The 15904-nt window shown below is 61.6% G+C and carries 8 protein-coding genes; 2 read left to right on the top strand and 6 right to left on the bottom strand.

Annotated features, from left to right (window positions below):
- Positions 1–342: 342 nt before the first annotated feature.
- On the top strand, positions 343–2823 hold the full coding sequence (locus AC1D2Q_RS02520) for a TonB-dependent siderophore receptor (protein WP_477812143.1): 2481 nt from the start codon (positions 343–345) through the stop codon (positions 2821–2823).
- Positions 2824–2979: 156 nt separating this feature from the next.
- Here AC1D2Q_RS02520 and AC1D2Q_RS02515 read toward each other — a convergent pair whose 3' ends face one another.
- The 5 genes from AC1D2Q_RS02515 to pvdM all read right to left on the bottom strand — a co-directional run bounded on the left by AC1D2Q_RS02515 (position 2980) and on the right by pvdM (position 12555).
- Complete coding sequence (locus tag AC1D2Q_RS02515; RefSeq protein ID WP_477812142.1) at positions 2980–7155, bottom strand: amino acid adenylation domain-containing protein; 4176 nt, start codon at positions 7153–7155, stop codon at positions 2980–2982.
- 29 nt (positions 7156–7184) lie between these two features.
- Entirely contained in the window at positions 7185–8843 is a 1659-nt protein-coding gene (locus AC1D2Q_RS02510) for a cyclic peptide export ABC transporter (protein ID WP_477812141.1), read from the bottom strand.
- A 131-nt stretch (positions 8844–8974) separates the two neighbouring features.
- A complete protein-coding gene (gene pvdO, locus AC1D2Q_RS02505) occupies positions 8975–9862 on the bottom strand; it encodes a dihydropyoverdine dehydrogenase (RefSeq protein ID WP_477812140.1) in 888 nt (295 codons plus the stop codon).
- A gap of 45 nt (positions 9863–9907) precedes the next feature.
- Positions 9908–11188: a pyoverdine-tailoring periplasmic protein PvdN gene (gene pvdN / locus AC1D2Q_RS02500; protein ID WP_477812139.1), complete on the bottom strand. Its 1281-nt coding sequence runs from the start codon at positions 11186–11188 to the stop codon at positions 9908–9910.
- Positions 11185–12555 carry a pyoverdine-tailoring dipeptidase-like protein PvdM gene (gene pvdM, locus AC1D2Q_RS02495; RefSeq protein ID WP_477812138.1) on the bottom strand — a complete coding sequence of 457 codons (1371 nt, stop codon included), beginning with the start codon at positions 12553–12555 and terminating at the stop codon, positions 11185–11187. Before pvdM ends, pvdN begins: the two co-directional genes overlap by 4 nt.
- 253 nt (positions 12556–12808) lie before the next feature.
- Between pvdM and pvdP the strand changes: the two genes are divergently transcribed.
- Complete coding sequence (gene pvdP / locus AC1D2Q_RS02490) at positions 12809–14437, top strand: pyoverdine maturation tyrosinase PvdP (RefSeq protein WP_477812137.1); 1629 nt, start codon at positions 12809–12811, stop codon at positions 14435–14437.
- 66 nt (positions 14438–14503) lie between these two features.
- On the opposite strand, the gene AC1D2Q_RS02485 is transcribed toward pvdP, so the two are convergent.
- Positions 14504–15898, bottom strand: a complete 1395-nt coding sequence (locus AC1D2Q_RS02485; protein ID WP_477812136.1) for an efflux transporter outer membrane subunit — start codon at positions 15896–15898, stop codon at positions 14504–14506.
- Positions 15899–15904: the final 6 nt, after the last annotated feature.

Raw genomic sequence — 15904 nt, 5'->3', positions numbered from 1 at the left:
AGTAGCAGAAAAAAAGGCCGACGCCCAATGCGTCGGCCTTTTTTTTGAATTTTTGCGCAAATGATAAATAAACTCATTCCGGTTTTTGCGCGGTGCTGCGTCTTACTTACGTAAGCAGATAAATCGAGCCGGGCAGGGTAGCCACAGGGTTCAGTTTTTCCCAGCCGTACACATTTTTACCGCTGCCCGGACAAACGATCGAGTCCGGGGAGGGGCCGGTCATCGACTTGCGACGTGTTGCCCGAGATGGCAGCCGATCCAGGCGGTTCACAGGTCCAGGCAGCGGCAGGGCACTCGGTTGCCCATGGATCCTATCCATTTCAATTAAAAATAGAGAGCACGATGTCAGCAATTCATGAGTTGAAACCTCTGTTCAAGGCCTTGGTCATTGCCCGAACCCTGCGCTCGCGTCGCTCCTTGGCCGGTCTGGGCATGGCTTGCCTGCTGCCGCTCAGCGCGCAGGTCCACGCCGAAGACTTCACCCTCGACATTCCTGCCCAGCCTTTGCCTCAGGCGCTGCAGGCGTTTGGCACGCAGACCAATCAGCAGGTGATCTACAACGCCGATGACATGGCCGGCCTGCGCAGCACACGCGTCAGCGGCAAGTTGAGCAGCGAAGCGGCGATTGCCCAATTGCTCAAGGGCACGGGCGTGCACTACAGCTTTGAAGGCAACACGCTGATGCTGGTACGCGGCAGTTCGACCGAGGGGCTGGAACTGGGCGCCACCACCATCAACGCGCAACAGGTGGGCGCGACCACCGAAGGTTCGAATTCCTACACCTCGAATGCCGTGACCATCGGCAAGGGTACCCACACCCTCAAGGAAATTCCGCAGTCGGTCACGGTGATGACCCGCAAGCAAATGGACGATCAGGATATCGTCGATCTCAAGGACGCGGCCAACAAGACCACCGGACTGGTCGGTGCCCAAGGCGTCGGCAGAGGTTTGATCCTCTCTTCGCGCGGTTTCCAGATCGATGACTGGCAGTACGACGGTGTGCCGATCCCGCGCAACACTTACGCGCTGGGCAACTGGGCCACGCAGGACTTGATTTTCTTCGACCGCATGGAAGTGCTGCGCGGTGCGTCGGGCTTGCTGCAAGGCACCGGCAGCCCGGGTGGCGCGGTCAACCTGGTGCGCAAGCGCGGTCAGGCCACACCGACCGTGACCTTGACCGGCAAGGCCGGCTCCTGGGATCACTACGGTCTGCAACTGGACGCCGGCGGGCCGTTGAACCAGAACGGCACCCTCCGTGGACGTTTCCTTGCCGACCAGGACGACACCCACACGTTCGTTGATTCCGAATGGTACAAGACCACCTCGCTGTACGGCGCGCTGGACTTCGATCTGAGCGAAGCCACCACCGTGGGCGTGGCGGTCAGCCAGTCCGACGGCGAATCGCGCTCGAATGTCCGCGGCTTCCCGCGTTACTCCGACAGTAAACCCATCGACCTGCCGCGCAGCACGTACACCGGGGCGAAGTGGAACCATTCGGATATCGACGTCACCACGCTCTATACCGACCTGGAACACCGTTTCAACGACGACTGGGCCTTCAAGATCGGCGCCGTGCGCATGACGGAAACCAACAAGGCGAAGAACCAGCGGGTGCAATCCACCGGCGATGGCATCAATCCCGATGGCAGCGGCGTGCAATACGCTGACTTCGTGACGGACATGGACTCCACCAAAGTCGCGCTGGACATGAACCTCACCGGCAAGTTCGAAGCCTTGTCCATGCCGCAGGAAATCATGGTGGGCGGCAACTATTCCAAATACACCTCGGACGACAAATACGCCCGAACCTTCAATGACAGCTCCGACAATATCTTCGACATTGATCACAACCGTCCGGAGATCAGCTACGAAGGCTTGATCAATAGCCCCGGTGGTCGTGGGACTCCCAGCCAATACGACATCCGGCAGAAAGGCCTGTACGGCAGCTGGAGGGTCAAGCCTGTTGAAGACCTGACCCTGGTGCTCGGCTCGCGGGTCAGTTGGTACGACTACAATTACAAGTCTTCGACCCAGACTGCGACCGGCATTACAGAAGATCCAAAAAGCACCGCCACTGAAACCGGAGAAGTCACGCCCTATGCCGGTATCGTCTATGACCTGAGCCGCGAATGGGCGGTCTATGCCAGTTACACCGACGTATATACACCGCAAACCGAACGCGATACCGCCGGCGCGGTACTCAAACCGATTGTCGGCAGTAACTACGAGATTGGCCTCAAGGGCGAGTTGATGGATGGCCGGATCAATACCTCCGTGGCCCTGTTCCGTTACGACCAGGAAAACCGTGCCGTTCTCGATACGCAAGGTGCGCAAACCTGCGACGGTTGGTATTGCTCGACAGCATCGGGCAAAGTGCGCAGCCAGGGTCTGGACGCCGAAATCAGCGGCGAAGTGATCGACAATCTGCAACTGTTTGCCGGCTACACCTACAACACCACCAAATACCTCGACGACCCTGACAACGAAGGCAAAATCTTCAGCTGGTGGACGCCTAAACACATGCTGCGTGTGTGGGGCAATTATCAGATGACCGGCGACTGGAGCCGTGTGAGTACTGGCCTGGGCTTTACCGCACAAACCCACACGGTAGGTTTCGACCACTCCGTCAACGTTCCGGGTTACACCGTGTGGAATGCTCGCGTCGGTTACCAGCTCACCCCGGAAATCGAGCTGGCGATGAACGCCAACAACCTGTTTGACAAGACCTACTTCGCAGCGGCCTACAACCAGATTAACGGCAACAACAACTACGGTGATCCACGCAACGTGATGTTCAGCGTGAAATACACACCGCAGTTCTGAGTCCTTTGCACTAGCGTCAAAGTCCCGGCCCGCGCCCTTTTACCTGGGGCGCGGGCTAATCTTGTAGCAGCTGCCGAGCAGCTGCTACGGTATTGCCTGAAGTACAAACAAAAACGCAGAAGTCATGGCTTCTGCGTTTTTTTTGCCGTCGCCCGGTCAGCTACATGACTCGCCCTGGCAGCCGAGGAACACTTCGGTAAACGACTCCAGTAGCGACTCGCTGTAGATCATGCTGCGGTGTGGCAGTGGTGAGTGGATCGAGGTGTGCAATTGGCCTGTCACGTTGTGGGCTCTTAGCAGTTGTTCCGAATACCGCACTTGCTCCAGGGTTTTATGCGACAGCGACCACCAGCAGCTGACTTGGGCCTTGAGCAGCGGCAGCGAGAACTCTTCGAACGCCGCCACCAGACGCTCATGTATCGCATAGGCTTGCGCGTTCATGATCTCCTGCTTGATGCCTTCCAGGGTCGCGATCATCTCTTGCTCGCCGGTGGCCGTCTGTTCGCTGGCCCATCGATAGAAGGCCTTGAGATCGGCCGTCGGGTTCCGGGCGATGAAGCTCGCCGCCGCCGGTTCCAGATGCGCGAACATCAGGTTGAAGACTTCGAGTGCTGCCAGCAGTTCGTTTTCCGCGCTGAGGTGGTTCGGGTTGTCTTCTTCCTGAGGCTTGCGCGGTAGATCGGCGGGCAGGTCACGTTCCGGCAGAGTGGTGTCAACGAGGCCGAGGAAGGTCACTTCCTTGCCCTGGCGTTCCAGGTGGGCGGCGACGTCCATGGCGATCGCGCCACCCAATGACCAGCCCATCAATCGATAGGGGCCGTGGGGCTGTTTCTCGACGATCTGTGCGCTGTAGTCGGCAATCATCTCGGCCCAGCTCTGGGCGTTCGAGTCTTTATCGGCGAAGCCCTTGTGCATCACGCCGAAGGTCCGGGCATGGGCGCCGAGTTTCTTTGCCAGCGGCTGATAACAGAACACGATACCGCCGCTGGGGTGCAGGCAGAACAGCGGCGGTGCCGACGCGGTCGAGGCATTGAGTTCGACCACGCATTGCACCTGTTGCTGATGCTCCAGTGCGATGAATCTGGCCAGTGCCTGGACATTGGGGTGAGTCAGCATGTGTTGCAGCGCCAGTTTGATGCCCAGGCGCGCGTTAAGGGTCGAGATGAATTGAATGGCCAGAATCGAGTGGCCACCGAGTTCGAAAAAGTTGTCGTCCAGGCTGACACGCTCGACCTGCAACGCTTCTTGCCAGAGTTCGGCGAGCGCCTTTTCCAGGGGCGTTTCGGGGGCAATGAAGTGCCGCTGCGTCTGGCTGAGGTCGGGCTGCGGCAGGGCCTTGCGGTCGAGCTTGCCGTTGGGGCTCAACGGCATGGCGGCCAGTACCAGCAGATGACTGGGCACCATGTAGTCCGGCAGATTGGCCTTGAGCTCGGCCTTGAGGGTTTCGCGCAGGTCGAGTTGTTGCTGCTCGCTCAGCGAGTCGCTTTGGGCCACGACATAGCCGACCAACTGCAAACCCACCGCGCTTTCCCGGGCAACCACCAACGCCTCGCGGACCTGCAGCGATTGCAGCAGGCATGACTCGATTTCCCCGAGTTCGATGCGGAAGCCGCGAATCTTCACCTGGTGATCCAGCCGGCCTGCATACTCGATCACACCGTCGGCGCGATAGCGCGCCAGATCGCCGGTGCGGTAGAGACGACCGCCGCCCTGAACATCGAACGGGTCGGGGATGAAACGCTCGGCCGTAAGCTCAGGTCGCTTGAAGTAGCCGCGTGCGAGCAGGTCGCCGGCAATCATCAGTTCACCGACGACGCCCACCGGCACTGGCTGGCCGCCGGCATCGAGCAGGTAAATCGCCCGTCCGGCCAGAGGCTGGCCGATCGGCATACTTTTGGGCAGGGCGATTTGCCCTGTCACGTAGTCGCTGCAATCCAGCACTGTGGCGCTGACCGTCGTTTCCGTCGGCCCGTAGGTGTTCAGCAGCTTCACATGCCCGAGCCCGGCCTTGCCCCAGGCCGCCACGCCCTCCGGTGGCATCGCTTCGCCACCGACGATCACTTGCCGCAGTGCACCGTAGTCGCGCTGACCGGCAGCGGCGAAGTCCTTGGCCAGCATGTTCCAGTAGGTGGTGGTCAGGTCGCTGACGCTGAATTGTTTGTCGAGCAGTTCGCGGTACCAGGTTTCACTGTCCCAGATATCCGGCCCGCGCAGCACCACCGAGGCGCCGCAGATCAACGCCGGGTAAAGCTGCTCGACAAAGGCATCGAAGTTGAACGTGGCGAACTGCAGGGACCGGTCCTGTGCGCTCAGGCCGAGAAACTCCAGCGCCACCTGGGCGTGACGGGTCAACGCCGCCTGGGTGATGCCGACCCCTTTGGGGCGACCGGTAGAGCCGGACGTGAACATCACATAGGCGAGGTTTTGGCCGGTGGTGCGGCAGGGCGGGTCAAGTACGGGCAGCGTCCCCCGGACATCGATGTCGTCGACGCAGCGTCGCTGGACGCCGGGCATCGATGGCAGCCGATCAAGCAGCGAACGCTGGCTCAGCAACACGCTCAGGCCACTGTCTTCAATCATCCAGGCCAGGCGTTCCTGCGGGTAGTCGGGGTCCAGCGGTACATAAGCGCCGCCGGCCTTGAGCACCGCCAGCAGGCTGATGATCATGTGCGCCGAACGCTCCACGGCAATGCCCACCAGCACTTCCGGTCCGACACCCTGTGCAATCAACGAGTGGGCCAGGCCATTGGCGGCGGCGTTGAGCTGGGCATAGCTGAGCTCAAGGTCGTTGAAGATCAGGGCTACCGAGTCGGGGGTTGCCAGCGCCTGGCGTTCGAACAACTGATGCACGCCGTCCTCAGGCATGGCTGACGCGGGCGGATTCCACTGCTGCAACTGAACCTGGCGTTCGTCGCTTGCCAGCAGCGGTAATTCGCCGAGCGCACGCAGCGGATCTTCCGTGAGTGCATGGAGCAGGTTCAACCAGTGCCGGGCCAGGCGTTCGAGGGTGGCGGGGGCGTAGAGGTCCCGGCTGTATTCGAGACTCGCGTTGATGCCATCGAGCGAATAGCCGACGTCCAGGGACAGATCGAATTTGGCCTGGCAGGGACCCGCGCCGAGGAACTCCAGCGCCAGCCCGTCCAGGTCGATCCGGTTCGGTTGCCCGGTGTCAGTGCGCCAGTTGAACAGCACCTGGAACAACGGATTGGCGTGTTCGCTGGCATGCAATCGCAACGCGTCGAAACTCAATTCCAGCGGGTAATCGCCATGGTCCAGCGCCGCCAGCGATTCGCGCCGCAGCCGCTGGAGAAAGTCTGCGCAGGACAGCAGCGGATCAATGCGCGCCCGGTACACCTGGGAGCTGACGAAAAAGCCGACCAGATTCTGGGTTTCGCTGCGATTGCGGGTGGCGTTGGGTACGCCGACGGTAAAGTCGTGTTGGCCACTGTAGCGGCTCAATAACAATTGCCAGGCCCCGAGGGCCACGACGAAAGGCGTCAGTTTTTGCTGCTGGCAGAAGCGGTTCAGGGTTTGCGCGAGGGGCGCGGGCACACTGAAGTCATACTGCCCGGCAGGGTGGCTGTGCCGGGTATTTCGTGGGAAGTCCACCGGCAGATCGAGGGCCGGCAATGTTTGCCCCAGATACTCTTGCCAGTATTCGGCGCTGCTGGCGCAGGTTGCACTGTGCAGGTATTCGCCGCGCTGCCAGGCGGCATAGTCGGCGTACTGGATGGCCGGGCGTGGCAAGGGTGATGTATCGCCGCTGCCGGCCTGGGCAAAGGCCCGTGTCAGGTCTTGCATCAGAATGGCATTGGACCAGGCATCGGAAACGATGTGGTGCATGTTCATCAGCAACAGATGCTCGTCGACCGAAATCTGCAGCAGTGTCGCGCGCATCAGCGGCGCCTGACGCAGATCGAACGGCGTGCCGGCCTGGGCCTCGATACGTAGCGCGATCCGGTTGGCGCGGGCCTCGTCCGACAAACCCGACAGGTCTTCATGGCCGAGCACCAGTGTTGCCTGCGCATCGACCACCTGCATTGCGCAACCATCGATTTCGACGAAGGCACTGCGCAAGATATCGTGACGCTCAAGTACCTTGTTCAGGGCTGTTTCCAGCCGCCGGGGCACCAGGGGGCCGGTGATGCGCATGACACGGGGCAGGTTGTAGGCGGCGTTGTCCGGTGACAGTTGCTGGAGAAACCACAGCCGCTGCTGGGCGAAAGACAGCGGCGCCGGGCGCTGGTTGGCGCGAGTGGTTATCCCTTGGGATTGATCACCGGCATCGGCCAGCAACAGCGCCAGTACATCATCATCGATCAAATCGTTCATCGGGGCTCTCGTAGTCGGCGGTGGATCGTTCAGGCGGTCGCCAACGGTTTTTTTTGCGCGACGAGCTTGCCGCCTTCCATCCGCACCAATTGGTCGGCGACATCGAAGTAACGGTCGTCGTGGGAAATGACGATGATGGTCTTGCCCAGGTATTTGAGTTCCGGCAACAGCTCGGTGTAGAAGATGCGCCGGAAGGCCGGGTCCTGGTCGGCCGCCCACTCGTCGAACACCAGCACCGGGCGTTCTTCCAGCCAGGCGTTCAACAGGGCCAGGCGTTTGCGCTGGCCGGTGGACAGGTCGGTGGTGCTGAAGGCGCCATCGCGGATGCTGACCTTGTGCGAGATTTCCAGGCGTTCCAGGTAACGGTTGGCGTCTTCGGGAACGTTCTGCTCGCCTTGCACCAATTCGTCGAACAGGTAGTAGTCGGCGAAAATCGTGGTGAACAACTGGCGATAGTCGTCGCGGTTATGCGCCAGGACCGGCTTACCGTTAAGGATGATTTCCCCGCCCTGGGGCGCATACAGCCCCAGCAACAACTTGATCAGCGTGGTCTTGCCGCCGCCATTCTCGCCGACGATAAACACGATCTCGCCCTGGGCGATGGACAGGTTGACCGGCCCGAGGGCGAAGGGCTTGCTGCCGTCCACCGTCGGGAAGGCGAAATGCACGTCGCGCATTTCAAGGTGTTCGACCACCGGTTTGGGCGCGTCTTTGTCACTCAGCAGCAGGTGCGGTTCCGGCGAGGAAAACTGCTCCGCCAGGTCGGCAATGCGCTTGAACGCAATGTTGGCGCGGCTGACCACCGGCAGGGTGGTGACCAGGTATTCCATCGGGCCTTTCATGTACAGCAGCACCAGCACGAACCCGCTGAGTACCGCTTTATCGGTGCCCAGCCACAGCGATTGCAGGGCCAGCGCCAGGCCGATCACCACGAAAAACAGCATCGAGCCAAGGGTCTTGGCCACCACGAAGGTGTTGACCGCGCGGATGTGCGTGTTGCAGATGAAATCAGCGGTGCCTTCGATGCGTTGGCTGAACATGCGTTGGCGGCGCGGACGATGGATGCGCAGTTCCTTGGCACCGGCGGCAATCGCGCTGTAGTGCTTTTGCAGTTCGTCCTCGGCTTCGCGAGCCGCCTGGAAACCCTTGATGCCCTTGGCCCGGGCCACGTATTGCAGCGCGCTGCCGATCACCAGGGCCACCAGCAGCAAGGCAAACATCGGCAACGACAGGTAGGCCAGGTAGCTCAGGCAGCCGAGGGTGACGGTGAACGCAATGGCCAGCGGCGCGAAGGAAAAGGCGAAATCACTGACGGTGTCGACGTCATGGGTCAGCACCGGAATCAGTCGATAACTGCGGAAGCGCTCGATCTGTTCGATCGGTGCCAACAGGACTTTTTCCCCCAGGGATTTACGCAGCCCGGCAATGATGTGCTGCCCGACATGGTTGGTGCCGATGTCCGACAGGATCGACGTCAGCAACGCCACTGCGCACAGGCCGATAAACGTTGCCAACACCCGGGTCGACGGGGCGTCGGCGGCGTTCAGCGCGTCATTGATGGTCGCCAGTAACGCGGTGATGCTGAGGCCACCGAGCATGCCGAGCATGATCGACACCACAACGATGACCCGGAAAGGCCTGAGCAGGCCGAGGACTTCACTGAAGGCTCCGCGGGATTTTGAGGTCATGGAAGTTTCCGCTTCAAGTGCCGCTAAAGGGCAAAGGTTCAAGAGTTTGGCTGCTTAAAAGACGAAACCCGTGGGCGGCGATTTAGCCGCGCACGGGTTTGTTGCGGGTCATGCGACAGGAGGTGGGAGCCTCAAAGATCCCGCGCGACGCGAAAACCGATCCAGTCGCCACGGGTATCGGGGTAGGTGGCATTACGGTTGCCCGAACGCGAAAACACCGGTGCTTCACCCCAGTCGTTGCCGCGAATGCGCCGGGCGGTGCATTCGCCGGTCAACCAGGCGCTGCCATCGCTCGGTGCACCGACGTAGTTGTCGTTGTAGCAATCGGCGGTCCACTCATAGACGTTGCCGTGCATGTCGTACACGCCGAAGGCGTTGGCCGGGAAACTGCCCGCCGGTGAGGTGAAGTTGTAGCCATCGGCGGCGCCGTAGGTATTGGCGTGTTTGGCGATGCTGTATTCCTTGCCTTCATCGAACGGGAAGGGGAACGGGCCGCTGCTGCCTGCTCGGGCGGCATACTCACGCAGCGATTCGCTGACCAGTCGATAGTGCTTGCCGGTCTTCTTCGAGAGCCAGGCCACGTAGGCATTGACCTCGGGGAAGTTCATGCACACCGCCGGATGCCTGGCCGTGCGTTCATAGCGCGGCACGCCAGCCTTGCACTCGCGGCCCGGCCGGGTGTCGCCGTCGGGCATGAGGTAACCGCTGTCGCGCAGGTACGCGTCCCACTCGCCGGCCAGCACCTGAAAGCGGCTGATGGCCAGCGGTTTGGCGAAAGTCACCGGGTGCAACGGACCTTCGTCGGGCTCGCGGCCCACTTCATTGTCCGGGGTGCCCATGGTGAAGGTCCCGGTGGGCAGCACGACCATCTCAGGGCAGTCCTTGCAGTCCTTGAACACCTTGCCGGGCGGGGCGGGTGCGGCAGCCTGAGCGGCGCCCGGCAGCAGGCCTGCGACCACGGCGGCGAAGGCCAGTGCGGGGAGCGTCTTCAAGGAAAAGCTACGCAGCTCACTGTTCATCATTGCTCTCGATAAAAAGTTGAAAGGAGTCAGGGGGGCTGGCGATCAGAGCTGTTTGCCGAGCAACGCGATGAAGCGGTCGACTTCAGCTTCAGTGTTGAGCAGCCCCGGCGCCGTGCGAATCACCGGGCCCACGTCGCGCTCCACGGCATCGGCGATCACGCGGTTTTGCATCAGCCAGGCGGCGATCTTGTCGCTGCTTTGGCCCTTGACCCGGAAGAAGCTGAAGCCGGACGACAGCTCGGGGCTCAGAGGCGTGACCAGTTCGATCTGCGAGTGCGCTTGCAGGCGTTTTTTCATATGGCTGTTCAGGGCATGGATACGCGCCTGAACATCGGCCTTGCCCCATTGCAAATGCAGCTTGAAGGCTTCGTTCAGCGCCCAGCGGTGCTCGAACGAGTGGTAGCCGCCCGGTGTCATGGTGGTGGAGAACGCTGTGGCTTCGGAGAAGGTCGGGATGATCGGCGTGACGTATTTGACCTGTTCACTGCGGCTGCAAACGATGCCTGTGCCACGGGGACCGAACATCCATTTATGGGTGCCGGCGATGAAGAAGTCGCAGTTCATGGCGGGAAAACTCAAGTCCTCGACACCAAAGCCGTGCACGCCGTCGACCAGGTAAATAATGCGGTCGTGCTCGGCGCGATTGCGGTTGTGCTTGTCCACCAGCGCGCCGATGTCAGCGACCGGCAGTTTCACGCCACTGCCGGAGTGCACCCAGGTCATGCCGAGTACACGGGTTTGCGGTTTGATGTTCTGCTCGATCGAGGCCAGGATCTCGGCTTTGGACACCGTCTGCGGATCCTTGAACAACCTGATCTTGCGCACCCGGGTGCCGTCCCGCTGGGTGCGCAGATCGAGAATGGTGTGGGTCGCGTAATGCTCGTGGGTCGTGGTGAGGATTTCCTGGTCGGGGCGCACATGAACGCCGCCGTAAATCATCGCCAGGCCTTCGGTGGTGCTGCCCGTCAGCGCGATCTGTCTGGCATTGGCTTGCAGGTAACGACCGGCCCAGACACGCACCTCTTCTTCACGCTGCTCGATCACACCCAGGTCCCAGTCCATCGCCAGCCCGGGGTTTTTATCGAGGGCGGCACGGTGCATCTCGATCGCTTCACGCACTGGCTTGGGGTGCGAGGTAATCAGAAAATTGGAGAAGTGCAGGTAGTCCGGATCCTGGTCGAACAGCTGCCGCAGTTGCGCCCATTTGTCCCGAGGCGGCGAGGGCACTGGCGTGGCGCTGGCGACGTTGCCCAGGCCGGCCGTCAAGGGCAGGCCGGCGGCGAGGATCCCCGCCTGTTTCAGAAAAGTGCGACGATCGCTCATGGTGTGCTCGTGCCTTGTTGTGAAATCAGCGCCGGCTTGGCGGCTTTCTGCACCTGGTCCCAGACCCGCAGGAAGTTGCCGCCCCAGAGCTTGGCGATGTCAGCCTCGGAGTAACCACGGGAGATCAGTTCCGCCGTGACATTGCGAATGTCAGCGACGTTTTCCCAGCCTTTGACGCCGCCCCCTTCGTTGAAGTCGGAGCTGATGCCGACATGATCGATGCCGATTTTTCGCACCGTGTAATCGATGGCGTCGCCGAGGTCCTTGAGGCTGGCTTTGGGCTCTTCCTCAAGAATCGCGTAGAGACGGCTGGCGTACTGGCCGAATTTTTTCTCGGGCCAGGCAGCGATGACCGGATCGCCCGGCATCAATGCCATGGCGAGGTTCGGCAGGGGCGGCAGGTCGAACGCTTTGCGCAGTTCGTTGAGTTTGTCCTGGGTGGTCTGGGTCAGCGGGCGCAGGTATTGGGAAAAGCCGACCACCTGCACCACGCCACCGCTGTTCTTGATCAGCTGCATTTCCTTGTCGCTGAGATTGCGCGGGATATCGACCATCGCCCGTGGCGCCGAGTGCGAGGCGACCATCGGCGTGCGGCTCAATTGCGCGACTTGCTCCAGGGCCTTGGTCGACATTTGCGACACGTCGATGATCACGCCCAGGTCATTCAAGCGATGTACCGCTTGCTTGCCCAGGTCCGAGAGGCCGTCGAGGGCATCTGGCGAATCGTTGAAAAACGGCAAGGGGCGCGAAGAGTCGGCCCAGTCGTTATTGCCGATGTAGCTGAAGCCGAACATGCGCATGCCGCGTGCCGTCCACAGGTCCAGCAGGTTCAGGTCGTGGCCCAGCGGGTAGGCGTTGAGCATGCTGATGAAAATCGCGAACTTGCCTTCACCGTGCAAACGACGGAAATCGTCAGGGGTGTAGGCGATGGCAACTTGATTGGGAAAGTCGCGGACCATCCCGGAAATAATCTTGTAGCGGATCTCCTGCTGGTTGCGTGCCTCTTCGACAAAACCGGCGGTGGGCTTGTGCGGCGCGTTGGCGCCATTCCACAGTTCCGGCCAGCCGAAAATCGTCAGGGCCGCGCCGGACAGGCGTCCGCGGTTGGCCTTGACCAGGTCGAACTGGCCCTCGCCATCCTTGTCGGCTTCATTGCCCTGGGTGCCGAAGTTCTGCATCAGGCTGATGTGGCTATCGAAGGAGAGCATGCGCTCGTGCAACTCGTCGGCCTGTTGCATGACCTTGATCGGGTAACCGGGGTTGTCCTTGAACCCGTAATACCAGACCGCGACGCCGGCACCGGCGCTGATCGCCAGGGCCAGCGGCAGGCCGATGTAAAGAGCCTTTTTCGAACGTGGTTTTGTCATTGCCATCTCTGTCAGGTTCGCCGCCCCGGTGCAGGCGCAGGGGCCTTTGCTATCTGGGAGGAACGAGTGGCTGGCCAGGGAATTTAGGTGGCCTCGAAAAGATCGCAGCCTTCGGCAGCTCCTACAAAGGCACGGCGTATACCCGTAGGAGCTGCCAAAGGCTGCGATCTTTTAAGGCCCTCCATAAATTTGTCGGGATAACAAACGTTCTAGCTTGGATAAAGCCTGCTTCATGGCTGACACAGGTAGGGCAATGACGATTTCTCGACGATGGTTCATGGCAGGCCTGGCGCTGACTGGCGCTGCCGTGCCTGCGGCTTATTATGGGCATCGCGAATGGACGAAGCCGGACCCGACGATCACCCCCGGCGAAGCGACGGTCGACCTCGCGGACACCGCGGGTCAGCAGTTGGCCAACTCGCTGCGAGGTATCTGGGAAATCCGCTTTGAAGGTTCGCAAGCGGGCCTCGACGGTTTACCGCAGCACGGGCTGGAGCTGTTTCTCGACATCGCCCAGCGCGGCCGTGGCCTGCGTGGCTGTCTCGATACCGCCCGGCAGTTACGCAGCGCAGCCGAGCCGCGTTACCGGGTGATTGGCGATCTGGTGTCGCCGGACGCCAGACAGCTGTACTGGCGCCTGGTCGACACCCAATCGGCCAACGGCGCACCGGCTTATGAACTGGCGGTCACGCTCGATGAGGTCTGGGCCGATTTCGGCAATGCCGGCAGTGGCACCCTCAGCGGGCGGATCCTGCGCCTGGATCGCCCGCTCGGTTTGCTGGAACTGGACAATCGTTTTGTCGCGCGCAAACGGCTGTTTCCCGAAGCCCGTGAGCGTGTGGGGTTGAATCCGCCGTTGCTGGCGTGGCTGATCTCCCCCGAGCACCGTTTGTTCCACCAGCTCTGGCACGCCTCGCGGGACAAATGGCACAAACTCTCCAAGGACCAACAGGGCGCCTTGCGCGGCATCGGCTGGCAGCCGGGCCCGCGAGGCAATGAGCGCGATGCCCGGGGGCCGCGCAAAGACCGTAATGGCTCGGGGATCGACTTTTTCTTCATGCACCGGCACATGCTCGGCACGGCGCGTTCGATGCAGGACCTGCCGTCCTGGTCGAACTTTCCGATGCCGCAGCCGGAGCTTGAACGCGACCGTCAGGGCTTCGCCCGCTATTTCGACAATCACGATGGCACGGCGCTGCCGCCCACTTGGCTGGCCGCCGAAGACACCGAGTACACCCAGTGGGTCAGCGACATCAAAACTGCCGAGACCTATCACAGCAATTTTCAGGTGTGGGAATCCCGCTACCGCGATCCGCGTTATCTGTCGAAGCTGACCCTGGGGCAGTTCGGTTCGGAGGTCGAGCTGGGGCTGCACGACTGGCTGCACATGCGCTGGGCCTCGGTGCCACGCGATCCTTCCAACGGTCAGCCGGTGCCTTTCGCCCGGGATCCGGCGGACTTTTCCGCGCGTTGGTATGCGCCGGAAAACGACTTCCTCGGTGACCCGTTTTCATCCCACGTGAACCCGGTGTTCTGGCATTTCCACGGCTGGATCGACGATCGCCTGGAAGACTGGTTCCGCGCCCACGAGCGTTTCCATCCGGGGGAACTCAGTCGGCTTGAGGTCAATGGCGTGCCCTGGTTCGCTCCGGGGCGCTGGGTTGAAGTCGATGATCCGTGGCTCGGCCCGAGCACCCACGGTTGCAGCACCACGCCGGGATTGCAGGTCGGCAAGTCGGTGGAAATGGACCCGGAAACCATGAAGCTGGCGTTGCGCATCACCTTCGGCTCTGATGAAAAGAAACTCGCGGATTTGTTCCGGCGGGTGCCGCAACGGCCGTGGTATGCGCGGAATCTGAAGGTCAAGCCGCTGAGGTCGTAAGCCAGGCACTTGTGGCAAGGGAGCAAGCCCCCTCGCCACATAGTTTTTGATGACAGATAACCTCGATCAAAGCACCTGCCACCCCCCACCCAGCGCCTTGTACAACGCAATGCTCGCCTGCACCCTCGACAATCGCAGTTGCACATTCGCATCCTGCGCCGCATACAGCGTGCGCTGTGTCTCCAGCACCGTCAGCCAATCCTCGGCGCCCGCCTGATAGCGGCTTTGCGCAATGTTGAACGCGGCCTGGGCCTGGTCCAGCTCTTCGCGTTGCCATCGCCGCTGCTCATCCAGGCCGCGAATGCTGTTGAGGGCTTTTTCAACGTCGGCAAAGCCATTGATGATCGCGCCTCGATAGGCCTCCAGCAGTTCTTGTTGGCGGGCCGTGGCCTTGTCGCGCTCGGCACCGAGGCGGCCGTTATTGAAGATCGGTGCGACCAGTCCGGCGGTGAGGTTGTAGAACGGGCTGCGCAGAATATCGCTGGCCGTGTTGGCGCCCGAGCCGATGTCGGCGCTGAGGGTCACGGCGGGCAACATGGCCGCGCGTGCGACCGTGACGTTGGCCTGGGCGGCGGCCAATTGCGCTTCGGCGCGGGCAATGTCCGGGCGGCGGCTGAGCAGTTCGCTGGGCAACCCGGCATCGATTAAAGGCCATTGCAGTTGCTCGAAGGATTCTTGACTGGGTGGTAGTTGCTGAACCGGCCGGCCAAGCAGGGCGGCGAGGCTGATCCGGGCGTCCTCGGCTTGCTGGCGAATCAGCGGCAGTTGCCGTTGTTGCGCCGCCACCAGGCTTTTCTGTTGCGCCAGTTCCAGTGCGGTGGCCGAGCCTGAGTCGAAACGGGTCTGCACCAGTTTCAAAACGTTCTGTGCGTTGGCCAGGTTCAGCGCGGCAATGCGACTTTGTTCATCCAGCGACAAGGCTTGCGCGTAGCTGTTGGCTACCCCGCTGAGCAAGGTCAATTCAACCGTGGCCTGATCGAACTCGCTGGCGCGCAGCCCGAACTGCGCGCTGTCTCGGGACGCGCGTTTGCCGCCCCAGAAGTCGATTTCGTAACTGGCGCTGAGGTTGGCGTCAAAGTAGTCCACGGCATTGTTGCTGCTGTCGGCATCGAGTTGGCTGTAGCCGTTGCCGCGCAGCAATTTCTGCCTGTTGGCGTTCATGCCGGCCTTGATTTCCGGCAACTGCGAGCCGCCGGCAATCACTGTGTCGGCCCGGGCCTGGCGCACCCGAGCGATGGCGGCGGCCAGGTCATAACTGCCGACGCGCGCCTGTTCGATCAGGCGATCAAGCTGCGGGCTGCCGAACTGCGTCCACCATTGCCGGCTTGTCCGGGAAGCATTTTCATCGTGTGGCGATTGCCAGGCCGCCGGTGGTTGAATGCCGCTGTCCGGGCGCGCAGCCGGATGGCTGCAGGCGCCGAGCAGCAGGCAAAGGGTCAACAGGCTCAGTTGCGGTTTCATAGATCG

The organism is Pseudomonas sp. P1_A1 (assembly GCF_056406935.1).
This window is presented reverse-complemented; position numbering and strand designations above follow the sequence as displayed.

Bases quoted from the DNA above. Each gene is read 5' to 3' on its own strand.
- AC1D2Q_RS02520 (WP_477812143.1), top strand. From the start codon at position 343: ATGTCAGCAATTCATGAGTTGAAACCTCTGTTCAAGGCCTTGGTCATT.
- AC1D2Q_RS02515 (WP_477812142.1), bottom strand. From the start codon at position 7,155: ATGAACGATTTGATCGATGATGATGTACTGGCGCTGTTGCTGGCCGAT.
- AC1D2Q_RS02510 (WP_477812141.1), bottom strand. From the start codon at position 8,843: ATGACCTCAAAATCCCGCGGAGCCTTCAGTGAAGTCCTCGGCCTGCTC.
- pvdO (WP_477812140.1), bottom strand. From the start codon at position 9,862: ATGAACAGTGAGCTGCGTAGCTTTTCCTTGAAGACGCTCCCCGCACTG.
- pvdN (WP_477812139.1), bottom strand. From the start codon at position 11,188: ATGAGCGATCGTCGCACTTTTCTGAAACAGGCGGGGATCCTCGCCGCC.
- pvdM (WP_477812138.1), bottom strand. From the start codon at position 12,555: ATGACAAAACCACGTTCGAAAAAGGCTCTTTACATCGGCCTGCCGCTG.
- pvdP (WP_477812137.1), top strand. From the start codon at position 12,809: ATGACGATTTCTCGACGATGGTTCATGGCAGGCCTGGCGCTGACTGGC.
- AC1D2Q_RS02485 (WP_477812136.1), bottom strand. From the start codon at position 15,898: ATGAAACCGCAACTGAGCCTGTTGACCCTTTGCCTGCTGCTCGGCGCC.